General features: G+C 61.7%; 21 protein-coding genes and 2 tRNA genes. 5 read left to right on the forward strand and 18 right to left on the reverse strand.

Features of this window, described 5'->3' with window-relative positions; translation table 11 throughout:
- Nucleotides 1-75 precede the first annotated feature (75 nt).
- Together rlmB and rnr are read right to left on the reverse strand one after the other, a co-directional pair.
- Nucleotides 76-843 (reverse strand): 23S rRNA (guanosine(2251)-2'-O)-methyltransferase RlmB, encoded by a 768-nt coding sequence (rlmB, locus tag T3A99_RS10265; protein ID WP_107321462.1) that lies wholly within the window; start codon nt 841-843, stop codon nt 76-78.
- Nucleotides 840-3458: a ribonuclease R gene (rnr, locus tag T3A99_RS10270; RefSeq protein ID WP_047227316.1), complete on the reverse strand. Its 2619-nt coding sequence runs from the start codon at nt 3456-3458 to the stop codon at nt 840-842. Before rnr ends, rlmB begins: the two co-directional genes overlap by 4 nt.
- Before the next feature lie 226 nt (nt 3459-3684).
- Here rnr and T3A99_RS10275 point away from each other — a divergent pair.
- Together T3A99_RS10275 and T3A99_RS10280 are read left to right on the forward strand one after the other, a co-directional pair.
- Nucleotides 3685-3771: transfer RNA gene (locus T3A99_RS10275), tRNA-Leu, on the forward strand.
- A 175-nt stretch (nt 3772-3946) separates the two neighbouring features.
- Nucleotides 3947-4033 (forward strand) — tRNA-Leu (locus T3A99_RS10280).
- 224 nt (nt 4034-4257) lie between these two features.
- Here T3A99_RS10280 and T3A99_RS10285 read toward each other — a convergent pair.
- From T3A99_RS10285 to T3A99_RS10340, 12 genes are all read right to left on the reverse strand, one after another.
- Nucleotides 4258-6192, reverse strand: coding sequence for a methyl-accepting chemotaxis protein (locus T3A99_RS10285; RefSeq protein WP_047227315.1), 1935 nt, complete (start codon nt 6190-6192; stop codon nt 4258-4260).
- Nucleotides 6193-6342: 150 nt separating this feature from the next.
- A complete protein-coding gene (locus T3A99_RS10290; protein WP_003186407.1) occupies nt 6343-7635 on the reverse strand; it encodes an adenylosuccinate synthase in 1293 nt (430 codons plus the stop codon).
- Between the two features lie 54 nt (nt 7636-7689).
- Nucleotides 7690-8877 carry an ATP phosphoribosyltransferase regulatory subunit gene (locus T3A99_RS10295; RefSeq protein WP_047227314.1) on the reverse strand — a complete coding sequence of 396 codons (1188 nt, stop codon included), beginning with the start codon at nt 8875-8877 and terminating at the stop codon, nt 7690-7692.
- Nucleotides 8878-9190: 313 nt separating this feature from the next.
- A complete protein-coding gene (hflC, locus tag T3A99_RS10300) occupies nt 9191-10060 on the reverse strand; it encodes a protease modulator HflC (protein ID WP_322834271.1) in 870 nt (289 codons plus the stop codon).
- Nucleotides 10060-11232, reverse strand: coding sequence for an FtsH protease activity modulator HflK (gene hflK / locus T3A99_RS10305; protein ID WP_047227312.1), 1173 nt, complete (start codon nt 11230-11232; stop codon nt 10060-10062). Before hflK ends, hflC begins: the two co-directional genes overlap by 1 nt.
- An 85-nt stretch (nt 11233-11317) precedes the next feature.
- On the reverse strand, nt 11318-12619 hold the full coding sequence (gene hflX, locus T3A99_RS10310; protein WP_047227311.1) for a ribosome rescue GTPase HflX: 1302 nt from the start codon (nt 12617-12619) through the stop codon (nt 11318-11320).
- 12 nt (nt 12620-12631) lie between these two features.
- Nucleotides 12632-12892, reverse strand: coding sequence for an RNA chaperone Hfq (gene hfq / locus T3A99_RS10315; protein ID WP_047227310.1), 261 nt, complete (start codon nt 12890-12892; stop codon nt 12632-12634).
- Between the two features lie 91 nt (nt 12893-12983).
- Nucleotides 12984-13955 (reverse strand): tRNA (adenosine(37)-N6)-dimethylallyltransferase MiaA, encoded by a 972-nt coding sequence (gene miaA / locus T3A99_RS10320; RefSeq protein ID WP_322834272.1) that lies wholly within the window; start codon nt 13953-13955, stop codon nt 12984-12986.
- Entirely contained in the window at nt 13955-15868 is a 1914-nt protein-coding gene (gene mutL, locus T3A99_RS10325; protein ID WP_076382898.1) for a DNA mismatch repair endonuclease MutL, read from the reverse strand. The genes miaA and mutL overlap by 1 nt, the downstream gene beginning before the upstream one ends.
- Nucleotides 15865-17295: an N-acetylmuramoyl-L-alanine amidase gene (locus tag T3A99_RS10330; RefSeq protein WP_047227307.1), complete on the reverse strand. Its 1431-nt coding sequence runs from the start codon at nt 17293-17295 to the stop codon at nt 15865-15867. The genes mutL and T3A99_RS10330 overlap by 4 nt, the downstream gene beginning before the upstream one ends.
- Entirely contained in the window at nt 17295-17765 is a 471-nt protein-coding gene (gene tsaE, locus T3A99_RS10335; protein ID WP_047227306.1) for a tRNA (adenosine(37)-N6)-threonylcarbamoyltransferase complex ATPase subunit type 1 TsaE, read from the reverse strand. The genes T3A99_RS10330 and tsaE overlap by 1 nt, the downstream gene beginning before the upstream one ends.
- Complete coding sequence (locus T3A99_RS10340; protein WP_322834273.1) at nt 17753-19252, reverse strand: NAD(P)H-hydrate dehydratase; 1500 nt, start codon at nt 19250-19252, stop codon at nt 17753-17755. Before T3A99_RS10340 ends, tsaE begins: the two co-directional genes overlap by 13 nt.
- Nucleotides 19253-19315: 63 nt before the next feature.
- Between T3A99_RS10340 and queG the strand changes: the two genes are divergently transcribed.
- Complete coding sequence (gene queG / locus T3A99_RS10345; protein ID WP_322834274.1) at nt 19316-20395, forward strand: tRNA epoxyqueuosine(34) reductase QueG; 1080 nt, start codon at nt 19316-19318, stop codon at nt 20393-20395.
- Here queG and T3A99_RS10350 read toward each other — a convergent pair.
- Together T3A99_RS10350 and orn are read right to left on the reverse strand one after the other, a co-directional pair.
- Nucleotides 20377-20991 carry a trimeric intracellular cation channel family protein gene (locus T3A99_RS10350; RefSeq protein ID WP_171061284.1) on the reverse strand — a complete coding sequence of 205 codons (615 nt, stop codon included), beginning with the start codon at nt 20989-20991 and terminating at the stop codon, nt 20377-20379. The two genes, queG and T3A99_RS10350, sit on opposite strands and share 19 nt — an antisense overlap.
- Before the next feature lie 260 nt (nt 20992-21251).
- Nucleotides 21252-21794 (reverse strand): oligoribonuclease, encoded by a 543-nt coding sequence (gene orn, locus T3A99_RS10355; protein WP_047227302.1) that lies wholly within the window; start codon nt 21792-21794, stop codon nt 21252-21254.
- A gap of 252 nt (nt 21795-22046) precedes the next feature.
- Here orn and rsgA point away from each other — a divergent pair, with 252 nt between their 5' ends.
- Entirely contained in the window at nt 22047-23078 is a 1032-nt protein-coding gene (gene rsgA, locus T3A99_RS10360; RefSeq protein WP_047227301.1) for a small ribosomal subunit biogenesis GTPase RsgA, read from the forward strand.
- Nucleotides 23079-23246: 168 nt separating this feature from the next.
- Here rsgA and motB read toward each other — a convergent pair whose 3' ends face one another.
- The gene (gene motB / locus T3A99_RS10365) at nt 23247-24284 is read right to left on the reverse strand and encodes a flagellar motor protein MotB (RefSeq protein ID WP_160893736.1); all 1038 of its coding nucleotides are present in this window, start codon (nt 24282-24284) and stop codon (nt 23247-23249) included.
- Between the two features lies 1 nt (nt 24285).
- Nucleotides 24286-25137 (reverse strand): flagellar motor stator protein MotA, encoded by an 852-nt coding sequence (gene motA, locus T3A99_RS10370; RefSeq protein ID WP_139048564.1) that lies wholly within the window; start codon nt 25135-25137, stop codon nt 24286-24288.
- A 166-nt stretch (nt 25138-25303) separates the two neighbouring features.
- Between motA and T3A99_RS10375 the strand changes: the two genes are divergently transcribed.
- The gene (locus tag T3A99_RS10375; protein ID WP_047227298.1) at nt 25304-26842 is read left to right on the forward strand and encodes an HDOD domain-containing protein; all 1539 of its coding nucleotides are present in this window, start codon (nt 25304-25306) and stop codon (nt 26840-26842) included.
- The last annotated feature ends 26 nt before the right edge of the window (nt 26843-26868 follow it).

Below are 26868 nucleotides of genomic sequence, written 5' to 3' on the forward strand. Positions count from 1 at the left end.
CGCTCCATTCAACATTTGCGTTGAACGGCACTCCGCTATCGCGAGCAGGCTCGCTCCCACAGGAATACAACTGGATCAGGATTTCTTGGCGGCCGCAGCAACCTTGACGCTACGCTGGCGCTGAGCCTCGAACAGGCACACGCCGGTCGCGACCGAAACGTTGAGGCTGCTGACACTGCCGGCCATCGGCAGCTTGACCAGGTAGTCGCAATGCTCGCGGGTCAGGCGCCGCATGCCCTTGCCTTCGGCCCCCATGATCAGGATCGTCGGGCCCGTCAGGTCCTGGTCATAAATGCTGACCTCGGCCTCGCCCGCCGTGCCGACCACCCACAGGCCACGCTGCTGGAGTTTCTCCAGGGTACGCGCCAGATTGGTCACGGCCACCAACGGGATAACTTCCGCCGCGCCACAGGCGACTTTACGCACCACCGGCGTCAACGTCGCCGACTTGTCTTTAGGTACGATCACCGCCAATGCACCAGCCGCATCGGCCGAGCGCAGGCAAGCGCCAAGGTTGTGAGGATCGGTCACGCCATCCAGTACCAGCAACAATGGCGCGCCTTCGGTGCGATCGAGCAACTCGTCGAGCATCGCCTCGCCCCAGACCTGGCTCGGGCTGACCTCAGCCACCACCCCCTGGTGCACACCTTCGACCCAGGCGTCCATTTCCCGCCGTTCGGCCTGGCCGACCGCTACGCGATTCTCGCCAGCCAGCTCGATCAGGGTCTGGACCCGCGGATCACTGCGGCCTTCCGCCAGCCAGATCTGCTTGACCCGCTTGGGATGGTGACGCAGCAATGCTTCCACGGCATGCACACCGTAGATTTTTTCCAACTGACTCATGACTTGGCCTTGGGTTTACGCGCCCCGCCGCTCTTGGCTGGGGCCGAGCCCGCTTTCGGCGGGCCTTTACGGTGTTTGCTCGGCTTGCCGGTCGCCTTGTCCGGCGCCGACCGTCCGGTCTTTCCCCCAGACGCCGCTTTACCGCCGCTCTTGGCTTCGGCGAGCAACGCCTGTTTCATCTCACGACTTTTGCGCAGCTCGGCGTTTTTTGCCGCCGCATCGCTTGGGCGATAGGCTTCGACGGCCTTTTCCTTGGCCGGGCCGCGACGCCCGGACTTGGCCGCAGCAGGCTCGGCGGCGGTCTTGGCCGCAGGCGCAGAAGTTTCAGTGCCGCGCTTCTTGCGGCCAATCGGCGCGCTGATGGTTTTTTCCGCCATCTCGAAGTCGATCTTGCGCTCGTCGAGATCAACGCGCATGACCCGCACTTCGACCGTATCGCCAAGACGGAAGCTGCGACCGGTGCGCTCACCCGCCAAGCGGTGATGCACGGGGTCGAAGTGGTAGTAATCGCCCGGCAGCGCGGTAACGTGCACCAGGCCTTCGACGTAGATGTCGGTCAGTTCGACGAACAGGCCAAAACCGGTCACGGCAGTGATCACGCCCGGGAACGACTCACCCACGCGATCCTTCATAAACTCGCACTTGAGCCAGTTCACTACGTCGCGAGTCGCTTCATCGGCACGGCGCTCGCTCATCGAGCATTGCTCGCCGAGTTGCTCCAGGGCCGCCTCGTCGTAGGGGTAGATGCGCGCCTTGGGAATGGTCATCGCACCGGCACGTTTGACATGCGGGGTGTCCATCTTCGAGTGGATCACGCTGCGGATCGCCCGATGCGTGAGCAAGTCAGGGTAACGACGGATCGGCGACGTAAAGTGGGTATAAGCTTCGTAATTCAGGCCGAAGTGACCCTGGTTATCGGCGCTGTATACCGCCTGGCTCAACGAGCGCAGCATCACGGTCTGGATCAGGTGGAAATCCGGACGATCCTTGATACTGGCCAGCAGGGCCTGGTAATCCTTGGGCGACGGACCGTCCTTGCCTTTGTGCAAGGACAGGCCGAGCTCACCGAGGAAGGCCCGCAGTTTTTCCAGGCGCTCCGGCGGCGGGCCATCGTGGACCCGGTACAGCGCAGGAATCTCGTGCTTCTTCAGGAACTCAGCAGTGGCGACGTTGGCGGCCAGCATGCATTCCTCGATCAGCTTGTGGGCATCGTTGCGTACCGTCGGACGAATCTCGGCGATCTTGCGCTCGGAGCCGAAGATGATCCGGGTTTCCTGAGTTTCGAAATCGATCGCGCCACGCACGTGACGGGCCGCCAGCAGCACTTTGTAGAGCGAGTACAGCTCTTTGAGATGCGGCACGACATCGGTGTATTCGCCACGAAGCTTGCGCGATTCGGCAAGTTTCGGGGTTTCCAGCATTGCGCTGACCTTGTTGTAGGTCAGGCGGGCGTGGGAATGGATCACCGCCTCGTAGAAGCAGTAGTCGGTCATCTCGCCGGATTTGGAGATGGTCATCTCGCAAACCATGGCCAGGCGATCGACGTGAGGATTGAGCGAGCACAAACCGTTGGACAGTTGCTCTGGCAGCATCGGTACGACGCGCTCGGGGAAGTACACCGAGTTGCCGCGTACCTGGGCTTCGGCGTCCAGCGCCGAACCGAGTTTCACGTAGCTGGAAACATCGGCAATCGCCACGTACAACTTCCAGCCGCCGGAGAACAGGCGCAGCTTGCCAGGCTTGGCTTCGCAGTAGACCGCGTCGTCGAAGTCCCGGGCGTCTTCGCCATCAATGGTGACGAATGGCAGGTGACGCAGGTCGATGCGCTTCTCTTTGTCTTTCTCTTCGACTTCCGGCTTGAGCTTGGCGGCTTCTTTCAGGACCGCTTCGGGCCAGACGTGGGGAATGTCGTAGGTGCGCAAGGCAACATCGATTTCCATGCCTGGGGCCATGTAGTTGCCGACCACTTCCACCACATCGCCCTGGGGCTGGAAGCGCGGGGTTGGCCAGTGGGTGATTTTCACCTCGACGAACTGACCGACCTTGGCGTTGGCATTGCGGCCCGGGGTGACCAGCACTTCCTGCTGGATCTTCGGGTTGTCGGCGACGACAAAGCCGATGCCACCCTCTTCAAAGTAACGGCCGACGATGCTTTCGTGGGCACGGGACACCACTTCGACGATCACGCCTTCACGGCGGCCGCGGCGGTCCAGGCCGGAAACCCGGGCCAAAGCCCGGTCACCGTCGAACACCAGACGCATCTGCGCCGGGCTCATGAACAGGTCGTCGCTGCCGTCGTCCGGGATCAGGAAGCCGAAACCGTCACGGTGACCGGCGATGCGGCCCAGGATCAGGTCAAGCTTGTCCACGGGCGCATAGGTGCCGCGCCGGGTGTAGATCAACTGCGCATCGCGCTCCATGGCGCGCAGACGGCGGCGCAGGGCTTCGAGCTGGTCTTCGGTGGTCAGACCGAACTCTTCGACCAGTTGCTCGCGGCTAGCAGGCGAACCCCGATCGGCGAGATGCGCCAGGATCAGTTCGCGGCTAGGAATAGGGTTTTCGTATTTTTCCGCTTCACGAGCGGCCTCGGGATCGAGGGACTGCCAATCGGCCATTAGAGAGTTTTCACCTTGTCTATATGCGGGTTAGTTTGGCATAGGCGTAATGAAACGGGAAATTTCAAGCATCCAATGCCTTTTTCTGAAGCCTTTTGACCCCTCTTGAAGCCCGGAAATGCACCGCTCGTGAAATTTAGCGGTTTTTTTCTCGTGAGGGGTTTACAGTTAAAAACACGCTCCGTATAGTGCGCGCCATCGACGACGCACACGCGTTGCCGATACTGCCCAGATGGTGAAATTGGTAGACACGCCAGCTTCAGGTGCTGGTGACCGCAAGGTCGTGGAAGTTCGAGTCTTCTTCTGGGCACCAATTTCGAGCGACAGATCAATGATCTGCCAGCTCCCCAAAAACCCGCGAAAGCGGGTTTTTGCATTTTCGGCCCCTGGAATCCGACTGGTAATTACTAAAACAAAAACAGGGGTTTACAGATCAAAACTCGCTCCGTATAGTGCGCCACATCGACAGCGGCAACGCTGAAGATGCTGCCCAGATGGTGAAATTGGTAGACACGCCAGCTTCAGGTGCTGGTGACCGCAAGGTCGTGGAAGTTCGAGTCTTCTTCTGGGCACCAATTCAAGCTTCAAGGTTACGGCCTTGAACTCACAAAAACCCGCGAAAGCGGGTTTTTGCGTTTCTGGGGTTGGCGATTTATTCGCTCACGACAAGATGCCTCTGAGCCACTGAAACCGCTATCGCGAGCAGGCTCGCTCCCACACGGGATCTCCAGCGCTCACAGATACTCTGTTCACAGTGGATCAATGTGGGAGCGAGCCTGCTCGCGATGAGGCCAGCCCATCAAGCCCGGAACTGCCCCAGGCTCGCCTTCAACTGCGCCGCCAGACTATCCAATACCTTGCCACTGGCCGTGGTCTCGACCACAGCCTGAGCCGCTTTCTCGGCCTGGGCGTGAATGGTTTCCACCCGCCCACGCACCGCTTGCGCACCTTGCGCCTGGTGAGCCGCCGCTTGCGTGGCCAGACCGATGGCCGCATGCACCTGCTCTACAGAGGTCTGTACCGACTGCTGCAAGCGCGCGCTGTCACGCAACACCAACAACCCCTCGCTGGCCTGACGCCCGGCCTGGCCGATGGCAGCCACCGCCTCGCGAGCGCCCTGCTGCAGCGCGACGATATGCGCCTGGATGTCGCCGGTCGAACTCTGGGTCTTGCTTGCCAGCGCCCGCACCTCGTCGGCCACCACTGCGAACCCACGCCCGGTTTCCCCAGCCCGCGCCGCTTCGATGGCCGCGTTCAAGGCCAGCAGATTGGTTTGTTCGGCAATGCCGTGAATGACCGTGAGCACCACTTCGATCTGCTCACTCTGTTGCGCCAGCCGCTCGATGACTTTTGCCCCCGTATCGACCTGCCCTGCCAGCGCTTCGATCAAACCACCGACCTTGGCCGAGGTTCGGGTGTTTTCGTCGGTAGCCTTGCGAATCTCCACCACCTGCTGCAAGGCAGCCTGCATCGCCTGGCTTTCCGATTGCGCTTCGTCGGCCATCTGCGACAGCGCCCGCAAGCTCTCGGCCACTTCATCACGCTGCATTCCGGCCGCCGCATCGGCACCGGAGTTACGCAAGGTCATTGCACCGATTTCCACACCGGTGCGCTGGGCCACATCACCCGCCTCTCGCACGATGGGCTGCAACTTATCCACAAAACGATTGACCGCCGAGGCCATCTCGCCGATTTCGTCCTTGCTGCTGATTTGCACGCGCTTGGTCAGGTCGCCCTCACCCGCCGCCAGATCGTTCATCGCGGCAATCAACAGTTTCAAACGATTGACCACTCGCCGCCCCAACACCACCGCCAGCAGCACCAGCACGCCAAACCCCACCAGCGCTAGACCCAGGCCGATCCGCCAGCGCAAAGTGCCCGCAGCGTCCTGCACGGTGGTGGCGGTGTTGGCCTGCATTTGCGTCGCGGTGGACTGAGCCGACTCCAGGCGCCCGCGCATTGCCGTGGCGCTGTCGGCTGCCGCCCCCTTGAGGCTATCACCCACCAACTGGTCACCACTGGCGATCAAGGCCGAGAAGCGCTGGTCCAACGCCTCCAGGTCAGCTTCAACGGAGGCCGTGGAAACGCCCATCAACACCTTGCCGATCTCTACGCCGTTGGGGTTGATCGAGGCCTCAAGGTAATACACCGAAGGGTCGTTCTTCGCCGCGTCCAACACCTTGTCCAGCGCCCGGTCGCCCTGGCCTTTCTCCAACAAAGCCTTGTTGATCGGGTTCTCCCGATTCAGGTAGCGAGTCAGGTGCTGGCCGGTGGCGTCGTCATAAATGACGAAGAGTACGTTGGGATTGCGCTGGGCCCGACGGGCAAACTCAGAGAGGGCCGGCACGTCGCTGTCCCACATGGCGCGGGGCGCAACCGAAGCCAGGAGTTGCGCCATATCATTGGCAGAGTCCTTGAGCGATTTTTCCAGCGTCGCCCGCAACTGTGCCTGCTCATCCTTCAGCCGCGCAGATAAACCGGCGGTGAGGCGCTGACGAGTGCTGGCAGACAAGCTGTCCAGGCTCGACGTGACTTCACGCCCGGCCTGCTCCAGCTCGCCAGACAACTTCTGGCTGTCGCCGCCGAGCCGCGCCTCCAGATCAGCCTCCAGCGCAGTGACCGTGCTTCGCGTCAGCGCGACAGCGACCAGCACCTGCACCAAAAGGGCGACACCAAGAGTAACGAACACAGGCCGCAACAGGCGGCTTTGTAACAATGAGAGAACGGCCGACACAGGGAATCCCTCTACTAACGCCATTAATTTGATGGCACTTCACAAGAAGCACTTATTATTCATGGTGTATAGCAAGTGTCGTGCCGTCCGGCAGGCAGAAACGACAAAGGACCCAAACGAGGGTCCTTTGTGTTTTACATCAACGACTTATCAGGCAAACGGGTGACGCAGAACGATGGTTTCGTTGCGGTCCGGCCCCGTCGAAATAATGTCGATCGGTGCACCGACCAACTCTTCGACGCGCTTGATGTAATTGCGAGCCGCTACTGGCAGCTCTTCCAGGGTCTTGGCACCCACGGTCGACTCAGTCCAGCCTGGCATCTGCTCGTATACCGGCTCCAGACCGATGTAGCTGTCAGCGTCAGTCGGTGCGTCGATGACCGCGCCGTCCTGATTCTTGTAGCCCACGCAGATGTTGATGGTTTCCAGGCCGTCCAGTACGTCCAGCTTGGTCAGGCACAGGCCCGAGATACTGTTGACGTCGATGGCGCGACGCAGGATGACGGCATCGAACCAGCCGCAACGACGGGCACGACCAGTGGTGGCGCCGAACTCATGGCCGCGCTTGGCCAGGAACGCACCAACATCATCGAACAGCTCGGTCGGGAACGGACCCGAACCGACGCGAGTGGTGTATGCCTTGGTGATGCCCAGGATGTAATCCAGGTACATCGGGCCGAAACCCGAACCCGTGGCGATGCCGCCGGCAGTGGTGTTGGAACTGGTGACGTACGGATAGGTACCGTGGTCGATGTCCAGCAGCGACCCTTGGGCGCCTTCGAACATGATGTCCTTGCCCGCGCGACGCAACTCGTGCAGCTCGGCAGTGACGTCGAGCATCATCGGCTTGAGCAGCTCGGCGTACTCCATGCACTCATCCAGGGTCTTCTGGAAGTCGATGGCCGGCTCTTTGTAGTAATTGACCAGAACGAAGTTGTGGTAGTCCAGCAACTCGCCCAGCTTGGCGGCGAAGCGCTCACGGTGAAACAGGTCACCGATGCGCAGGCCACGACGGGCCACCTTGTCTTCGTAGGCCGGGCCGATGCCGCGACCGGTGGTGCCGATCTTCAGCTCGCCACGGGCCTTTTCGCGGGCCTGGTCCAGCGCAACGTGATAGGACAGGATCAGCGGGCAGGACGGGCTGATACGCAGGCGCTCGCGCACCGGTACGCCCTTCTCTTCCAGCTTGATGATTTCCCGCAACAAGGCGTCAGGGGCAACCACCACCCCGTTGCCGATCAGGCACTGCACGCCTTCGCGCAACACGCCCGACGGAATCAGGTGCAGTACGGTTTTCTCACCGTCGATCACCAAGGTGTGACCTGCGTTGTGGCCACCTTGGTAGCGCACTACGGCGGCAGCATGTTCGGTCAGCAGATCAACGATCTTGCCTTTGCCCTCATCACCCCACTGGGTGCCCAGGACTACGACATTCTTACCCATAACACTTGTCCTCATTCGCGCAAACTTGGTGCCGGCCGCGGCCGGCAGGAAAACTCAAGAAGCCAGCGGCAATACTTGCCAAAGCCCGTTCTGCTGAATCAATTGCCGGTCGCAGTCCGCTTCACGGGCGGCGGCCAAAGGCTGCCCAGGCAAGGCCTGGACGACACGCTGACCCTCACTGCGCAACTGGCAGACCGTCTGCCAGAGTGCTGCATCCGTACTGTCAGGCATCCAGATACCGCCAGACGGTAGCTCGACTTCAGCACGCCCCAGGGTCACCAGGGTTTTCAAATCGGTAGAGAAGCCGGTCGCCGGACGGGCACGACCGAAGTCGGCGCCAATATCATCGTATCGACCGCCCTGAGCGATGGACTGGCCAACCCCCGGCACGAACACCGCGAACACCACACCGGTGTGGTAGTGATAACCGCGCAGTTCACCCAGGTCGAAATACAGCGGCAGCTCGGGGAAACGCACCGACAGTCGCTCGGCAATCGCCAGCAAATCGTCCAGTGCCGCGAGCACCGGCGCCGGCGCATGGGCCAGCCGCTCGCGGGCAGCGGCCAGCACTTCGCGACCGCCGCACAGATCCACCAGCGCCCGCAACATGCCGGACAGATCGGCCGGCAGGCCTTCGGTCAGACTGATCACTTCATCGATGGCCTTGCGCTGCAAGGCATCGAACAACTGCTGCTCCACTTCGCCGGACAAACCGGCCGCACGCGCCAGGCCACGATAGATGCCGACGTGGCCCAGGTCCATGTGGACATCCGGTACGTCGGCCAGTTGCAGCATGGCAAGCATCAGGCTGATGACTTCCACGTCGCTGCTCGGGCTCGCATCGCCATACAACTCGGCACCCAGCTGGATCGGACTGCGCGAAGACGACAGGGCGCGCGGCTGGGCGTGCAGCACACTGCCGGCATAGCACAGACGGCTCGGACCTTCACGACGCAGGGTGTGGGCGTCGATACGCGCCACTTGCGGCGTGATGTCGGCACGAAAGCCCATCTGCCGGCCCGACTGCGGGTCGATAACCTTGAAGGTGCGCAGATCCAGGTCCTGGCCCGCGCCGGTCAGCAGGGATTCCAGGTACTCGATATGCGGGGTAACGACGAATTCGTAACCCCAGCTCTGGAACAGATCCAACACCTGCCGACGCGCTACTTCAATACGCGCAGCTTCCGGTGGCAGTACTTCTTCGATGCCATCTGGCAGCAGCCAGCGGTCTACCGTTGCCATTACGCCATTCCCCTATGGTCCGGGCGGCCAGCCCTCGGGCAAGCCTTGAGTGAAGCAGAAAGTGCCCGCCCCATGCGCAAACCCCGCGCATGAGCAACGTGACGAATGGCCTGTAGTCGGCCTCGCCAAGCACTTTCCTCGAAAAACCTGTCGAGCCGTTCAACCCGACGCCTGCAACAAAAACCGCAATCGAACGTGCAGACGCAAAAAAGCCGGGAATTTCCCGGCTGCCGCATCATACACACGTTTTCCCAAAGGATCACCCCGCCCGACGCTTTAGCCGCCGGGCGGAGTGCTTCAGGTCAACGTCGCATCAAGGCTTGGACTTTTCCAGGTACTGGAAGAAGTCGCTGCTTGGGTCAAGGACCAGGACGTCGGATTTGTCCGCAAAGCTTTCACGGTAGGCACGCAGGCTACGGTAGAACGCGTAGAACTCCTGATCCTGACCATAGGCCTTGGCGTAGATCGCAGCGGCCTGGGCATCACCGTCACCGCGCAGCTCTTCCGATTCACGGTAGGCTTCGGCCAGCAATACGCGACGCTGACGATCGGCGTCGGCACGGATGCCTTCAGCCAGCTCGTTACCCTTGGCGCGGTGCTCGCGAGCTTCACGCTCACGCTCGGTGCTCATCCGCTCGAACACACTGCGGTTCACTTCCTTGGGCAGGTCGATGGCCTTGACCCGGACATCGACAACTTCGATACCCAGCTCTTTTTCCGCCATCGCGTTCAGCGAACGAGTGATGTCGGCCATGAGCGCATCACGCTCACCAGACACGACTTCATGCAGCGTACGCTTACCGAACTGGTCACGCAGGCCCGACTCAAGACGACGGGACAGACGCTCGTCGGCAATCTGCTTGAGACCGGAAGTCGCGGTGTAGAAGCGCTCGGCATCTTTCACGCGCCACTTGGCGTAGGCGTCCACCATCACGGCTTTCTTTTCCAGCGTCAGGAAGCGTTGTGTCGGTGCATCCAGTGTCATCAGGCGGGCATCGAACTTACGCACCTTGTTGACGTACGGCACTTTCACATGCAGGCCCGGCTGGACATCCGCCTGGACCACGCGACCGAATTGCAGCAACACCGCACGCTCGGTCTGAGCCACGATGTAGAAGCAGTTCCAGGCAGCGATCGCCACGACGACACCGAAAATAAGGGCGATCAGCGATTTATTGCTCATCAGCGACTCTCCCTGGTACGTGCTTGCTGTTGCTGCTGCTCCGCCGCCGCGCGGGCATTGGCTTCATTGCTGGCCGCTGCCGTGCTGGACGGTGGCGTGCCGGTTTTACGACCGCCTTCGACCATCTTGTCCAGCGGCAAGTACAGCAGATTGCTCTGGCCGTTCTTGTTGCCGGTCACGAGGACCTTGCTGGTGTTGCTGAAGACTTCCTGCATGGTGTCCAGGTACAGACGCTCGCGGGTGACTTCAGGCGCCTTGCGATACTCGCTCACCAGTTTGGTGAAGCGATCCGCCTCACCCTTGGCGCGGGAGACCACTTCGTCGCGGTAACCGTTGGCATCTTCAATGATGCGCTGGGCCTGACCACGGGCTTCCGGCACGACGCCGTTGGCGTAGGTCTCGGCCTGGTTGCGCGAACGCTGCTCGTCTTCACGGGCACGGATCACGTCATCGAAGGCTTCCTGGACTTCACGCGGTGCCGCTGCGCTCTGAACGTTGACCTGGGTAACGGTGATACCGGTGCGATAGGTATCGAGGAACCTTTGCAGGCGCTCCTTGATTTCGCTGGCCATCAACTCACGACCTTCAGTCAGCACCTGGTCCATGGCGGTAGAGCCCACCACATGACGCAAGGCACTTTCAGTGGCGTGCTGCAGGCTGATTTCCGGTTGGTCGACGTTCAGTACGAAGTCTTGCAGATTGGAAATCTTGTATTGCACGGTCAGCGGCACTTCGACGATGTTCTCGTCTTCGGTGAGCATCTGGCCCTGCTTGGTATAGGCACGCTCACGCGTGACGTTTTCCATGAACTTCTTGTCGATCGGCGGGAAATAGATGTTCAGACCCGGACCGACAGTCTCGTAGTACTTGCCGAAGCGCAGCACCACGGCCTGCTCCTGCTCGTCCACGACATATACCGCGCTGTACAGCCAGACAGCCGCGAGCACGACGAGACCAATGCCGAGCAGGCCATAACCGCCACCCTTGCCCGAACGGCCACCACCATCGTCACCGCGTTTCTTACCACCACCGAACAAACCGTTCAGGCTTTCCTGCAGCTTTCGGAAGGCCTCGTCGAGATCCGGCGGCCCCTTGCGGTCGCCGTTGTTACGACGTTTTCCACCCCAGGGATCCTGATTATTCGAGTTGCCACCCGGCTCATTCCAAGCCATAGCGCTCTCCATCTGATAAAGCAAAGACGCACCCACGGCGCGCCGACCAATGCTACAGAATGCCTGACACAGCTTTCTCAGGCTTTTATTGCAAAGTGTGTTGCTCGATGAATTCCATCGGCTGCAGCCCTTCGCGACTGACCAGTCGATTGAGCTCCGTCCGAGGCAGGCGAACCGCCAGCAGGCAGACGCCTTCTTCGTCGTGTTCTTCTTTCTGCACCGCTCCGAGCTCAAAGAACTGGGCCCGCAGCCGAGCGAAACGTTGCGGCAACTTCAGCGTGCCAACAAACAAGTCGTTGCCCAGCAGCTCCGCCACGGCCTGCTTGAGCAGGTCGAGGCCGGAGCCGTCGCGGGCCGATAACCAGACCCGCTGCGGTTTGCCATCGGCATCACGCTGGATCTGCGGCTCCACGCCTTCGAGCAAATCGAGTTTGTTGTATACCTCGAGGATCGGCAAGTCCTGGGCTCCGATCTCGCCCAGCACCACCATGACCTGCTCGATCTGCAGCATCCGGTCCGGCTCGGCGGCATCGATCACGTGCAGCAGCAGGTCGGAGTTGCTCGACTCTTCGAGCGTAGCCCGGAAAGCCTCCACCAGCTTATGCGGCAAATGCCGAATGAAGCCCACGGTGTCGGCCAGCACAATCGGCCCGAGGTCGTCCAGATCGAGCCGGCGCAGGGTCGGATCGAGCGTGGCGAACAACTGGTCGGCGGCGTAGACATCGGACTGGGTCACGTTATTGAACAGCGTCGATTTGCCGGCGTTGGTGTAACCCACCAATGAAACCGTCGGGATATCAGCACGCTTGCGGCCACGCCGGGATTGCTCGCGCTGGCTGCGGACCTTTTCCAGACGCCCCTTGATCTGGCGCAGGCGAACCCGCAGCAGGCGCCGGTCGGTTTCCAGCTGGGTCTCACCCGGACCGCGCAGACCGATCCCCCCCTTCTGCCGCTCAAGGTGGGTCCAGCCACGAACCAGGCGCGTACTCATGTGCTCAAGCTGGGCCAGTTCGACCTGGAGCTTGCCTTCATGGGTACGGGCGCGTTGGGCGAAGATATCGAGAATCAACCCCGTCCGGTCGATCACGCGACACTCGAACACACGCTCGAGGTTACGCTCCTGACTGGGCGTGAGGATGTGATTGAAAATCACCAGGTCGACCTGCTCGGTTTTGACCAGGTCGCGCAATTCCTCGACCTTGCCGCTACCTATCAGGTATTTGGCGGTTGGCCGATGACGCGGCACGTTAAAAAACGCGACGGTCTCGGCGCCGGCCGAAAGTGCCAATTCCTGAAACTCCTGCGGATCTTCGCGCGCCTCAGGGTCTTGTCCATCCAAGTGAACGAGAATGGCCCGCTCACCCCCACCGTGGCGCTCAAAGAACAAAGGAGACTCCTATCAAGCGTTACCCGGTTCAGCGTCACCGGCTTCGGATTCGGTTGCGCTAGGCAGACGAATCGCACGCACAGGCACTACTGTCGAGATCGCGTGCTTGTAGACCATCTGGCTGACGGTGTTTTTCAACAGGATGACGAACTGGTCGAAAGACTCGATATGGCCTTGCAGTTTGATCCCGTTGACCAGATAGATGGACACCCCAACTTTCTCTTTACGTAAAGTGTTCAAGTAAGGGTCTTGTAGCGAATGCCCTTTTGACATGTGCCGCACTCCTTTAAGGATCAATAATTAAAATCGGAATCAGATGGCTTGGGCCGTCACACCCCCAAGGATAGACGGCAATTGCAAGGACTCAGCTCAATATGGAGATGGTCCCAAGGTATTTCAAGGCGCGCGGCAGATTGTCGCAATCAAGACTGTCAAGCCAATGCAAGTCAGTCCAGCTCCGCAGCCAGGTGAACTGGCGTTTCGCCAATTGGCGCGTGGCAATGATTCCACGCTCCTGCATCTCGGCTGACGTCAGCTTGCCGTCCAGATAGTCCCAGACCTGTCGATAACCCACCGCACGTATAGACGGCAACCCGGCATGCAGGTCACTTCGCTCACGCAGGGCTACGACCTCGTCTATGAATCCCTGTTCCAACATTAATGTGAATCTTTGTTCAATTCGCCGATGCAGCACTTGCCGGTTCGCCGGAGCGATGGCCAGATTGGCGACAGTATAGGGCAATTGTTGCATTCCCGAAGCGGCTGCTTCAGTACTTTGCGCAGATTGTCGCTGTCGCAGGGCCGTCATGCTCTGCCCGCTGACCCGATAGACCTCCAGCGCCCGGCTGAGCCGTTGCGGGTCGTTGGGGTGAATGCGGGCCGCCGACTCCGGGTCGATGACCGCCAGTTGCTCATGCAGGGCTTGCCAGCCAAGGCGTGCAGCCTCTTCTTCGATCTGCGCGCGCACGTTGGGATCGGCAGCCGGCATGTCCGCCAGCCCCTCGACCAGAGCCTTGTAGTACAGCATCGTGCCGCCCACCAGCAGCGGAATCTTGCCTCTGGCGGTGATTTCGGCCATGGCCTGAAGGGCATCGCGACGAAAATCCGCTGCCGAGTAAGCTTCGGCCGGATCCAGGATGTCGATCAGTCGGTGCGGGAACTCGGCCAGCAGCTCTTTTGACGGCTTGGCCGTGCCGATGTCCATGCCCCGGTAGACCAAGGCCGAATCTACGCTGATCAGCTCGCAAGGCAGCACTTTGGTCAACTCAATGGCCAGGTCGGTCTTGCCGGCTGCGGTCGGCCCCATCAGAAAGATCGCAGGTGGTAACTGACTCATCAACGACCGCGCAGGAACAGTTTGTCCAGGTCGTCCAGGCCCAGTTGGGTCCAGGTCGGCCGGCCATGGTTGCATTGGCCGCTGCGCTCGGTGTTTTCCATATCCCGCAGCAGGCCATTCATTTCCGGCAAGGCCAGACGCCGGTTGGCGCGGATTGCGCCGTGGCAGGCCATGGTGCCGAGCAGTTCGTTCAGGTGCGCCTGGATCCGGTCGCTGGTGCCGTACTCCATCAGGTCCGCCAGCACGTCGCTGACCAGTCGGTTGGCCTCGGCCTGCTTCAACAACGCCGGGATCTGCCGGATCGCCAGGGTTTCCGGGCCCAGGCGCTGCAGCTCAAAGCCCAGGCGCTGGAACCAGCTCACATGCTCCTCGGCGCAATCGGCCTCACGCTGACTGACCGCCAGGGATTCAGGCACCAATAGCGGTTGCCCGCTAAGGCCTTCGCTGGCCATGGCGATCTTCAGCCGCTCGTACATGATCCGCTCGTGGGCGGCATGCATATCTACCAGAACCAGGCCTTGGGCATTTTCCGCGAGGATATAGATGCCTTTGAGCTGCGCCAGGGCATAACCCAGCGGCGGAATGTCACCCTGGCCGTCCGGCAACGCCGCCGCACCGGCCTCAGGCAGGGGCTTGAAGAACTCGCGATAAGCCGCCTGAGCTTCGGCGGCGGGCACGCTCGATTGCGCACGCGGGGTGTATTGGTACTGGTAACCGCTGCCCGCGCCGGTCCCGGCGGCGTTGTAGGTCGGCTGGGGCTGAGGTTGCTCCAGCAGTGCGTTGGCGGCCAGGCGCATTTCGCCCTGAGGCCCGAATTCGCCAGCCTCCAGCCCCGTTGGCCGGACCATGCCGGCAACTGCCGCCGGTGCCGCCAATTGATCTTCGGGGCGCACATCGCCCAAGGCGCGGTGCAAGGTGCCGTAAAGGAAATCGTGCACCATGCGCCCGTCACGGAAGCGTACTTCATGCTTGGTGGGATGCACGTTGACGTCCACCACCGCGGGATCGACTTCGAAAAAAAGCACGAACGTTGGATGCCGACCGTTGAACAACACGTCGCGATAGGCCTGGCGCACCGCGTGGGCCACCAGCTTGTCGCGCACCGCCCGCCCGTTCACGTAAAAGTACTGCAAGTCCGCCTGGCTGCGAGAAAAAGTCGGCAGCCCGACCCAGCCCCACAGGTGCAGGCCATTGCGCTCCACTTCGATGGGCAGAGCTTGCTCCAGGAACCCGGCACCGCACACCGCGCCGACGCGTCGAGCACGGGCCGCATCATCATGGGCCTCGTGCAGGCTGAGGATGGTCTTGCCGTTGTGGCGCAAATGGAACGCCACGTCAAAACGCGCCAGCGCCAGACGCTTGATGACTTCCTGCAAATGATCGAATTCGGTCTTCTCGGCCTTGAGAAACTTGCGCCGGGCCGGGGTATTGAAGAACAGGTCGCGCACTTCCACCGAGGTGCCCACCGGATGGGCCGCGGGCTGGACGCGAGAGGCCATGTCCCGGCCTTCGGTCTCGACCTGCCAGGCCTGGTCGGCTTCGCGGGTACGCGAGGTGAGCGTCAGGCGCGACACCGAACTGATGGAGGCCAGCGCCTCGCCACGGAACCCCAGGCTCATGACCCGCTCGAGGTCTTCCAGATCGCGGATCTTGCTGGTGGCGTGGCGCGCCAGGGCCAACGGCAGGTCGTCGGCAGGAATGCCGCCACCGTCATCGCGCACACGCAGCAGCTTGACACCGCCCTGCTCGACATCCACATCGATGCGCCGGGCCCCGGAGTCGAGGCTGTTCTCCAGCAACTCCTTGATCACCGACGCCGGACGCTCGACCACCTCACCGGCGGCGATCTGGTTCGCCAGCCGGGGGCTGAGCAGTTCGATGCGGGCAGTGCTGCCGGTCAGTTCATCGCTCATTGCTTGACCACCACTTCGTTGCCGGGAATGGTCAGGGTCTGGCCGATCTTGAGCTCGTCGCTCTTGAGATTATTGGCACTGCGCAACGACGCGGGCGACACCTGATAGCGCACCGCGATCATTGCCAGGGTTTCGCCAGGATTGACCCGATGGTCTCGCGGCCCCTGGGCGATCTTGCCGGAGTCTCGTAGCCAGGCGATGTAGGTGCCCGGTGGCGGGTTCTGCTGGAAGAACTGTCGCACGCCGCTGCTGATGGAGCGGGCCAGGGCTTGTTGGTGGCTGGAGGATGTCAGCTTCGAGGCTTCGTTGGCGTTGGAGATGAACCCGGTTTCCACCAGAATCGACGGGATATCCGGCGACTTGAGCACCATGAACCCGGCCTGCTCGACGCGTCGCTTGTGCAGCGGCGTGACACGCCCAATGTTGCTCAAGACTTTTTGACCGACGTTCAGGCTGGACGTCAGCGAGGCGGTCATCGACAAATCGAGCAGCACGCCGGCGAGCATGCGGTCCTTGTCATCGAGGCTGACGTTACCGGCACCGCCAATCAGGTCGGAACGGTTTTCGCTGTCAGCCAGCCAACGGGCGGTCTCGGAGGTGGCCCCCCGGTCAGACAGGGCAAACACCGAGGCCCCGAACGCGGCTTTTGAAGGGGCGGCGTCGGCATGGATCGAGACGAACAGGTCCGCGCCCTTCTTGCGGGCGATTTCGGTACGGCCACGCAAGGGGATGAAATAGTCTCCGGTACGGGTCAGTTCCGCGCGAAAGCCCTTCATACCATTGACCTGGCGCTGCAACTCACGGGCGATGGACAACACCACGTCCTTTTCACGCTGCCCTCGCGAGCCAGAGGCACCCGGGTCCTCCCCCCCGTGACCGGCATCGATCACAACGATGATATCGCGCTTGCCGGAAGGCGCCGGCGGTAGCTTGAGAGCAGGCTCGGTCGGCGTGACCGGCACCGCCGGCACTGTGGCGACTTTGGTCGGCGGCGCAGGCGGTGGCGCGGCATCGCCCGGGTTGTCGAACAAGTCCACCACCAGTCGGTTGCCGTACTGGGCGTTGGGCGCCAGGGTGAAGCTTTTCGGGGTCACCGCCTTATTCAGATCGACGACCACCCGCAGGTCAGTCGGCGTGCGCTGAGCCGAGCGAATGGCCGTGATCGGCGTGTTGGCGGTGGCGGCTGTCAGCGGCGCCCCCAGGGATGCGCCATTGATGTCGATCACCAGGCGATCCGGAGCGGTCAGGGTGAATACGCTGTGCTGCACCGGCCCCGTCAGGTCGAACACCAGACGAGTGTTGTCCGGCGCCCGCCACAGACGAACGCTGCTGACCTTCGTCTGTGCCACAGCATCGACGGCCAGTGCCGTAAGCAACATTCCTACGACAGCAACCACCGCGCGAAAGCGCATACCAAACCCCATCATCAATTAGTTTCCAGTGCCAAAGCGGCACACCACGACTCGCCACGCGAGCCTTGCGGCGTCAGTATCAACGAACGCCCGCCGTTCTGCGCGCCAATGGTAATGGTCAGGTCGGGCTTTGGCAAAAAGCCTGCACCCTTCTGGGGCCATTCGATCAGACACAAGGCGTCATCTTCGAAGTAATCGCGGATACCGAGGAATTCCAACTCTTCAGGGTCCACCAGTCGGTACAGGTCAAAATGGAAGGCACGAATGTCGCCGATTTCGTAGGGTTCAACCAACGTGAACGTAGGGCTTTTCACTGCGCCGACGTGTCCCAGGCCACGAATAATGCCGCGGGACAAGGTGGTTTTTCCCGCGCCGAGGTCGCCCTCCAGAAAAATCAGACCATGGCCTGCCGTGGTACGCGCAATGCGCGCCCCCAATTGCGTCATGGCTTGTTCGTCCGCCACGTACAGGGTTACTTCAGACACGGTGAATGCTCCTCCAACAACTGACGAATGGCCGGGATCAGATCGGTCGCCGCCAATCCCCGGCCCGACTGACCGGCTTGCGCACCGGCATTGGCATGCAGCCACACCGCCAGGCAGGCGGCGTCAAAGCCATCCATGCCTTGGGCGAGCAACGCACCGACCACCCCGGCCAGTACATCCCCGAGGCCTGCCGTGGCCATGGCCGGATGGCCCTGGCTACAAACCGACAGGCGACCGTCTGGACTGGCAATCAGGCTGCCAGCGCCTTTGAGAATCACTGTGGCCGCGTATTGTTTGCTCAATGCGTGGGCCGCCGCCGGACGATCGACCTGCACCTGAGCCGTGGAGATACCCAGAAGCCGCGCCGCCTCGCCCGGATGAGGGGTGATCACACAGTGCGCGGGCAAACTGACCGCACCACTGCTCAGCAGGTTCAGCGCATCGGCATCCCACACCTGGGGCAGCAATGCGTTGGCCGCCGCCGACAACAAGCTACGTCCCCACGCAGCCTGACCGAGGCCCGGCCCCACCACCAACACACTGACCTGCTCAAGCAACCCCATCAATTGGTTTGCTGAGTGGGTGCCCTGCACCATGACTTCGGGTAAACGCGTCAGCGCAGCGGACACATGCTCGTTGCGAGTGGCCATGGACACCATCCCCGCGCCGCAACGCAGGGCACTCTCGGCGCTCATCTGGATAGCCCCGCCAAAACCTCGATCGCCGCCGATCAATAGAACATGACCGAACTTGCCTTTGTGGGATGTGCGCGCGCGCGGCGTCAGACCCGGCAGATTAGCGGGCTGCAGAAGCCGGGCCGTGGCCGGCGCCGCCTCGACGATGTCGGGATCGGCATGCAGATCATTGAATATCAGTTCACCGACCCGGTCCGCCGCATCGCCTGTGAACAGGCCCAGCTTCAGGCCGATAAAGGTTACGGTCAGGTCGGCCGTCACTGCCGTACCCAGCACCCGTCCCGTGTCGGCACACAGCCCCGAAGGGATATCCACCGCGGCCACTGGCAGGCCACTGACATTGATGGTGTCGATTGCCCGAACGTAGGGCTCGCGTACTTCGCCACTCAATCCCGTGCCGAGCAAGGCGTCGAGCAGCACGCCGCGCAAGTCGGACTCGTCCGACCATGGCTCCACCGGCACACCCACCGCCACCGCCTCGGCGTGGGCATTGGCGGCATCCCCCTGTAAACGCCGGGGCTCACCCACCGTCAGCACCCGCACTGACCAGCCGGCACGGCGGGCCAGGGTCGCCACCAGATAACCGTCGCCGGCGTTGTTGCCATGCCCGGCCAGCACGGTCAGCTCGCTGGAGTCTGGCCAGTGCCGGACAATGGCGCGCCAGGTGGCGCGGGCGGCTCGCTGCATCAATTCGAAGCCAGTCGTGCCTGCCGCAATCAGCTGTGCGTCAAGGGCCCGGACCTGCGCGGCACTGTACAGCGCGTCGGGAAAATCATCTTTAGTGTGCGGCATGCGTCTTCGGGCTCCGATGTCTGGCAGAATTATACGCATCTCAGCTCCGGTTTCTCTCGCCTCATGCCTGCCATCCCCACAGATCTCCCCGCCCTCGCCCAATCCATCAAGGACTGGGGCCGCGAGCTGGGTTTCCAGCAGGTCGGCATCAGCGGCCTGGACCTTGCCGAGCATGAGCAACATTTGCAGCGCTGGCTCGACGCGGGCTATCACGGCGAGATGGACTACATGGGCGCCCACGGCAGCAAACGCTCGCACCCCGAGGAACTGGTGCCGGGCACATTGCGTGTGGTTTCTCTGCGCATGGACTACCTGCCGGGCGACACGCAAATGGCGCAGATGCTCGGCCAACCGGAAAAAGCCTACGTCTCGCGTTATGCATTGGGCCGCGATTACCACAAATTGATCCGTAAACGCGTGCAGCAGCTGGCAGAAAAAATTCAGGCGGTCATTGGCCCCTTCGGTTATCGCGCCTTCGTTGACAGCGCACCGGTGCTGGAAAAAGCCATCGCCGAGCAGGCCGGCTTGGGCTGGATCGGTAAAAACACCCTGGTACTGAACCGCAAGGCCGGCAGCTATTTCTTCCTGAGCGAACTGTTCGTCGACCTGCCGCTGCCGGTTGACCCGCCCCACGCCAGCGAACACTGCGGGAAATGCACCGCATGCCTGGACATCTGCCCTACGAATGCCTTCGTCGGCCCCTACGTCCTGGATGCCCGACGCTGCATTTCCTACCTCACCATCGAACTCAAAAGCGCCATCCCCGAGGAACTGCGGCCATTGATCGGCAACCGGGTGTTCGGTTGCGATGACTGCCAGATCGTCTGCCCGTGGAACCGCTTCGCCCGACCGTCCGGAGAAAGCGACTTCAAACCGCGACACAACCTGGACAATGCCGGGTTGGCCGAGTTGTTCATGTGGGACGAGGAAAAATTCCTCAGCAGTACCGAGGGCTCGCCCCTGCGCCGCGCCGGGTACGAACGCTGGTTGCGCAACCTGGCGGTGGGGCTGGGAAATGCACCTTCAACCATCCCGGTCATGCAAGCGCTTGAAGCGCGGCGCGATTACCCATCGGAACTGGTGCGCGAGCATGTGGAGTGGGCGTTGCGCCAACACGCCGAGCGTCAGACCTCGTCGTTGTAGACGAACTTCGGCATTTCCCAGTGAAAGCGGATCGCCAGGAGCCGCAACAGGAAACCGCCGAACAAGGTGATGAGGATCGCCTGCTCGCTCGGCAACTGCAGATAGACACACAGCATGTAGCACCACGCCGCGGCAAACGAAACGCTGGCATAGAGCTCGCGACGGAAGATCAGCGGGATATCGTTGCAAAAAATGTCACGCAGGATGCCACCGAAAACGCCGGTAATCACGCCACTGACCGAAGCCACCAACATGCCATGGCCCATTTCCAGGGCGGTCATGCAGCCGATCAGGGTGAACGCCACCAGGCCCACGGCGTCGAGCACCAGGAACAACGAGCGCAAATGGCGCATCCAGCGCGCCAGGATCACCGTCAGCATCGCGGCCGCGGTGGTCAGCACCAGATATTCCGGGTGCCTGACCCAGGTGAGCGGGTAATGACCGAGCAGCACATCGCGCACCGAGCCGCCACCCAACGCGGTGACGCAGGCGATCAGCACCACGCCAAACCAGTCCATGCCACGACGCCCGGCAGACAAAGCCCCAGTCATGGCTTCGGCGGTGATGGCGATCAGGTAAAGCATCAGCAACATGATGGCGGTCCTTGCAGGAAGGCGCGCAGTCTAGCCAGTTTGGGCAGGCACCAAAAGAGGGCGCGACACCGTCTTCTGCCTGAGCGCCATGCCGCCCGTTCAAACTACCCCTGTGGCGAGGGAGCTTGCTCCCGCTCGGCTGCGCAGCAGTCGCCAAACCGGACAACTCGATCTACCTGAAGCTGTTGGGCCTGCTTCGCAGGCCAGCCGGAGCAAGCTCCCTCGCCACAAAAGCGTGCTCGCACAACAGCCGAGGAGCCGACTTAGAACTTGATGAAGTGCTTACGGTAGTGCTGCAGCTCGGCGATGGACTCGCGGATATCGTCCAGGGCCAGGTGGCTGCCGCCCTTCTGGAAGCTGTCACGCACCTCAGGTGCCCAGCGGGCGGCCAGTTCCTTGAGGGTGGAGACGTCCAGGTTGCGGTAGTGAAAGTAGCTTTCCAGGGATTTCATATGGGTATAGAGAAAGCGACGATCCTGGCAGATGCTGTTGCCACAGATCGGTGACTTGCCCTTGGGCACCCACTGCTCAAGAAAGGCGATGGTTTGGGCTTCGGCCTCAGCCATGCTGATTTTGCTCTCGCGCACCCGTTGGGTCAGGCCTGAGCCGCCGTGCTGGCGAGTGTTCCATTCGTCCATACCCGCCAGGACCTCGTCGCTGTGATGGATCGCGATCACAGGGCCTTCGGCCAGGGTGTTGAGATCACTGTCGGTGACGATGGTGGCCATTTCGATGATGACGTCGGTGTCCGGGTTCAGACCGGTCATTTCCAGGTCGATCCAGATCAGGTTCTGCGGGTTCTGCATGGGGGAGCTCCTCGGCGTAGCTGCGCAGTTTAGCTTAGGCTTTGAACGAAAAGTGCCTGCGCGACGATCATGCTGCGTTGAAAACAGCCTCGGAATGCTCATTGACCACCAGTCAACGCCGTTTCCTCGCCTGTTTTCGCCCTGCCTGATCGCTGCTCGGCGACTTTTCGTTCAAACCCGAGGCAGGGCCTTGAGCGTGCTAAACTCGCGGCCGTTTTTACCTAATCGCTGCATTCTTCATACGGAACACCCATGGCCAAACGCCAACTCAATCGTCGTCAAAACTGGCGCATCGAAAAGATTCAGGGCGAGCGCGCCGCCCGCGCCGCCAAACGCGAATCCAGCGCGGTACAAGCGCTGGAGGGCGGCGACCTGGGCCCTGAACAGACCGGCCTGGTGATCGCGCACTTCGGTGTACAGGTCGAGGTCGAGGCCCGTGAAGGCGAATTGGCCGGCCAGGTATTCCGCTGCCACCTGCGAGCCAACCTGCCGGCCCTGGTCACTGGTGATCAGGTGGTCTGGCGTGCCGGCAACCAAGGCATCGGCGTGATCGTGGCTCAACTGCCGCGCCACACCGAACTGTGCCGTCCGGACAGCCGAGGCCAGCTCAAGCCGGTGGCGGCCAACGTCGACATGATCGTCATCGTCTTCGCCCCGCTACCCGAGCCCCACGCCAACCTGATCGACCGCTATTTGGTCGCGGCCGAACACGCCGGCATCCGCCCCTTGTTGCTGCTCAACAAATTCGACCTGATCGATGAACACAACGCCCCGGCGCTGAACGCACTGCTCTCGGTCTATCGGCACTTGGGCTACCCGGTGCTGGAGGTTTCGGCTCACCACGGCGACGGCATGGAAAAATTGCAGGAACAACTGGACGGGCGCATCAGCGTGTTTGTCGGCCAGTCCGGTGTCGGTAAGTCGTCGCTGGTCAACAGCCTGCTGCCGGAAGTCGAGACGCGCGTCGGGCCGCTGTCCGAGCTGTCCGGCCAGGGCACTCACACCACCACCACGGCGCGGTTGTTCCACTTCCCCGGCGGCGGTGAATTGATCGACTCGCCGGGCATCCGCGAGTTTGGCCTGGGCCACGTCAGCCGAGCCGATGTGGAAGCGGGGTTCATCGAGTTCAACGACCTGATCGGCACCTGCCGTTTCCGCGACTGCAAGCACGACCGCGAACCCGGTTGCGCCCTGCTCAAGGCGCTGGAAGACGGTCGTGTGCAGCAGCAACGGATGAACAGCTATCGCTCGATCATCGCCAGCTTGCCGGAAAGCAGTTACTGATCCGAAAGGAAGACAAGCCGGACACAGTTGTGGCGAGGGGATTTATCCCCGCTGGGGCGCGAAGCGCCCCCCCTTTATCACCCCGAATATCAGATGAAAAAAGAGGGGCTACTTCGCAGCCCAACGGGGATAAATCCCCTCGCCACAGGTTTACGCTCGCCAGTCAGGTCACTGCGCAGGCGGCTCGGCCGGTTTCGGCGCGAGATCATCGAACAGATTCAGACGCTCACGTACCTCATGGGCGGGAACAGGCTGCTGGTCCGCCGGCAATGCGTTCGGATCCGCCGCCGCGCCGGGCGTACCCGGCACTTCACCCGGCGCGCCGGCGCCCTGGGCCGGGTCCGGCGCCGGGTCATCGGTTTGCGAACCTTCGATGGCTTTCTGGGCCTTCTTGGTCAACACCACGATATCGATCCGCCGGTTGACCGGGTTGAACGGGTCTTTGCGGTCGAACAGCGCCGAGGAGGCATAACCGACCACCCGCGCCACCTGCTCGTCCGGATAACTGCCGGCCACCAGGGCCCGACGAGCCGCATTGGCGCGATTGGCGGAGAGTTCCCAGTTACCGAAATCGCCTTTGCCGATGAAGGGCTTGGCATCGGTATGACCACTGATGCTGATCTTGTTCGGCACCGCTTTGATGGTGTCGGCCATGGCCAGCAGAATATCTTCGAAATAAGGTTTCAGGCGCGCGCTGCCAGAGTCGAACATCGGACGGTTCTCGGCGTCCATGATCTGGATGCGCAAGCCGTTCGGCGTGATTTCGAACAGGATCTGGTCCTTGAACTTCTGCAGTTGAGGGTTCTCTTCGACTTTGTTCTGCAACTCTTGCAGCAACAACTCCAGACGCTCTCGCTCGACCTCCTCGGCCATGCCTTCGGCGTCATTGGCGTCTACCTTCGCCTTGTCGGGCTGAGGCTGGGATTCGACTTCAGGGTTGAGGGTGTTTTCCGGCGCCAGGACCGGCGAGCCGCCCAGGTCGATGATATACGGCGTGCCGCTTTCGGAAAAACCCACCGGGTCCTTGAAATAACCGGCGATGGCGATTTTCTGCTCTGGAGTCGCGGTGGACAGCAGCCACAGCACCAGAAAGAACGCCATCATCGCCGTCGCGAAGTCGGCGAAGGCGATTTTCCAGGCGCCCCCGTGATGCCCGCCGGCTATGCGCTTGACGCGCTTGATAATGATCGGCTGGTTGTTTTCCATCTTAGCGACCGCGAACCGCTTGTTCTAACTCGGCGAAGCTTGGACGGTGCGCCGGGTACAGGACCTTGCGACCGAACTCCACAGCCAGCGATGGAGGCATGCCCGAAGCCGAGGCCACGAGCGATGCCTTGATGGCTTCGTAGACATTGAGTTCTTCCTTGGCGTCGTGGGCCAGGGAATGGGCCAACGGGCCAAAGAAGCCATACGCGGCGAGAATACCGAAGAAGGTACCTACCAGTGCCGCACCTACGTGCAGGCCGATAGATGCCTGGTCGCCTTCGCCCAGGGAGGCCATGGTCACCACGATGCCCAATACCGCCGCGACGATACCGAAACCCGGCATGCCGTCGGCGATGCCGTTGACCGCGTGAGACGGGTGCTCCAGGTCTTCCTTGAGGCTGTACAGTTCCATGTCGAACAGGCCTTCGAGCTCATGGGGAGCCATGTTGCCGGACGACATGATGCGCAGGTAATCACAGACGAACGCCGTCATGCGCTCATCCTTGAGCACCGTGGGGTACTTGGCGAAGATCGGGCTGGACGCTGCGTCTTCGATATCCCCTTCGATCGCCATCATGCCTTCGCGGCGGCTCTTGTTGAGGATCTCGTAGATCAGCCCCAGCACCTCAAGGTAGAAAGTGTGGCTGAAACGCGAGCCGAACATGCTCAAGGACTTCTTGAGCACGTGCATCGTCATGTAGCCGGGGTTGGCTTGCAGGAATGCGCCAAGGGCCGCGCCGCCGATGATCAGAACCTCAAAGGGCTGGATCAGGGCGGCAATCTTGCCATGGGAGAGCACGTATCCGCCCAGAACGCTCGCGAACACGACAATGATGCCGATAATTTTAGCCATAGATAGAAAGTACTTATTTAAGTCGGGTTCAAGGTCATATTCGGAAGCTGAAAAATCTCTTCTTCTACTTATCGGCAAAACTGCGCCAGACTATAGCCAGTTCAGGCGAAAAGCCAATTTGCCCCGTTCCGGGCGTAGATACTCCCTATGATGATCGCGTCCAGCCATGGCTAATGAAACGAAGGTTCCAACTCCACGACCGAACACGCTCGAAGGCTGGGTCAAGCTGCTCGAGGGCGTCCATCTGCCAGTGCCGCAAGCCAGTCATGACCTGGTCTGCAAAGCCATTGCCGACAGCCGCCGCTCACTGCGCGACATTGCCGAGCTGATCCAGGACAGCCCCGCCCTGGCGCTGAGCGTCATTCGTGAAGCCAACCATCACACCCATGGCAACTTTGCCGAACCGGCAGAAAATCTCGAAGTGGCCATCAACCGCCTCGGCCTCAAGCGCACCGAAGAACTGCTCGCCCGACTGCCCTCGTTGCCGGAACAGCAAATCCCCCTCGCGCTGCGCCAACTGCAATTGATCAGCCAGCACGCAACACAACAGGCCAATGGTTTTTTTGCCAGCCGCCTGGCGCGGCTATGGCAAGACATCCACTGGGGCAGCCTGCTGTTTCTGTCACCGCTCTGGCCGCTGGCCCTGACTCATCCGGGATTGCTGGGCGAGTGGGAATTGCGGGTTGTCCATAAAGGCCAGTCAGCGAGCAAAGTGGAGCGCGAGTTGTTCGGCGTCAGCCTGCTGAAAATCTGCCTGGCGCTGGTAGAGACCTGGCGCCTGCCGGTCTGGGTGGCGCAGGGCTACCGCCTGCTGCTCAACGAACGCCGCGAGCTGGTGAAAGTCCTACGCATCGCCCGGGACAGTGAACACCCGCTGCGCCAGCAGAATCGCCTGGACGATGACCCGACCCTGCGGCGCTGGCTCAATCAGCCAGCCAACACAGTGCTGCTAGCCAACGGCCTGGCCCTTTCAGCGCAACAGGCGTGGGACGGCCCTCACAGCACCCGCTGGCAATATCTGACAAGTTTGTATCTGCAGATGTCCATGGATGACGTCCAGCAGCAATTGCACCAGCAAGCCGTCATCAGTGCCCGCCACAACACCATGCCGGACCTCTGGCATCCGGCTGTGGCGTTGATCTGGCCCTGGGGCAGCCGACGCGTCCACCCGGGGCTGCTGCCGGCCGCCCCGCCCAGCGCCGAAGACCTGACCCAGTGGCGCAAGCAATGCGCCGAACTGCTGCTGGAACCGAGCCCGTTCAGCAACGCCATGCACCTGACCACCTCGGCACGGGACGCCTTGGTGGCCTGCGGCATGCGGCGAGTGATGATTCTGATGGCCGACCGCAGCCAGACCAGCTTGCGCGTGCATCAGATCGCCGGCCTGCCCAAAGAAGCGGCGGCCATGAGTTTTTCCATCAGCCAAAGCAAAGTGTTGCAACGGTTGCAGGCCCAGCAGGCCCAGGTTCGCCTGAACCCGGACAACAACGCTCAGTTTTCGGCGTTGCTGCCGCCGGGCCTGCGCAGCCTGTTTCGCGGCGAACACCTGCTGCTGCGTTCACTGACCTGCAACGGCCGGGTGATCATGCTGGTGGCGGTGGACCAGGGCGGCGGGCCCTTCTCGGACGTGACGGTGCAAGCCTTCGGTAAAACCGTGCAGTGTATCGAACGCGCCTTGCACAGCTTTACCAACCGCGGTCGCTGATCTTGATACAATCTTTTCCCTTTGCG

It is taken from the genome of Pseudomonas sp. N-137, from assembly GCF_034555295.1.
GTDB lineage: Bacteria > Pseudomonadota > Gammaproteobacteria > Pseudomonadales > Pseudomonadaceae > Aquipseudomonas > Aquipseudomonas rhizophila.

Coding starts and splice junctions, on each gene's coding strand:
- rlmB (WP_107321462.1), bottom strand. CDS start 843: ATGAGTCAGTTGGAAAAAATCTACGGTGTGCATGCCGTGGAAGCATTG.
- motA (WP_139048564.1), bottom strand. CDS start 25,137: ATGGCTAAAATTATCGGCATCATTGTCGTGTTCGCGAGCGTTCTGGGC.
- T3A99_RS10290 (WP_003186407.1), bottom strand. CDS start 7,635: ATGGGTAAGAATGTCGTAGTCCTGGGCACCCAGTGGGGTGATGAGGGC.
- T3A99_RS10330 (WP_047227307.1), bottom strand. CDS start 17,295: ATGATGGGGTTTGGTATGCGCTTTCGCGCGGTGGTTGCTGTCGTAGGA.
- T3A99_RS10295 (WP_047227314.1), bottom strand. CDS start 8,877: ATGGCAACGGTAGACCGCTGGCTGCTGCCAGATGGCATCGAAGAAGTA.
- hfq (WP_047227310.1), bottom strand. CDS start 12,892: ATGTCAAAAGGGCATTCGCTACAAGACCCTTACTTGAACACTTTACGT.
- rsgA (WP_047227301.1), top strand. CDS start 22,047: ATGGCCAAACGCCAACTCAATCGTCGTCAAAACTGGCGCATCGAAAAG.
- T3A99_RS10375 (WP_047227298.1), top strand. CDS start 25,304: ATGGCTAATGAAACGAAGGTTCCAACTCCACGACCGAACACGCTCGAA.
- queG (WP_322834274.1), top strand. CDS start 19,316: ATGCCTGCCATCCCCACAGATCTCCCCGCCCTCGCCCAATCCATCAAG.
- hflC (WP_322834271.1), bottom strand. CDS start 10,060: ATGAGCAATAAATCGCTGATCGCCCTTATTTTCGGTGTCGTCGTGGCG.
- rnr (WP_047227316.1), bottom strand. CDS start 3,458: ATGGCCGATTGGCAGTCCCTCGATCCCGAGGCCGCTCGTGAAGCGGAA.
- miaA (WP_322834272.1), bottom strand. CDS start 13,955: ATGAGTCAGTTACCACCTGCGATCTTTCTGATGGGGCCGACCGCAGCC.
- motB (WP_160893736.1), bottom strand. CDS start 24,284: ATGGAAAACAACCAGCCGATCATTATCAAGCGCGTCAAGCGCATAGCC.
- orn (WP_047227302.1), bottom strand. CDS start 21,794: ATGCAGAACCCGCAGAACCTGATCTGGATCGACCTGGAAATGACCGGT.
- hflK (WP_047227312.1), bottom strand. CDS start 11,232: ATGGCTTGGAATGAGCCGGGTGGCAACTCGAATAATCAGGATCCCTGG.
- T3A99_RS10340 (WP_322834273.1), bottom strand. CDS start 19,252: ATGCCGCACACTAAAGATGATTTTCCCGACGCGCTGTACAGTGCCGCG.
- mutL (WP_076382898.1), bottom strand. CDS start 15,868: ATGAGCGATGAACTGACCGGCAGCACTGCCCGCATCGAACTGCTCAGC.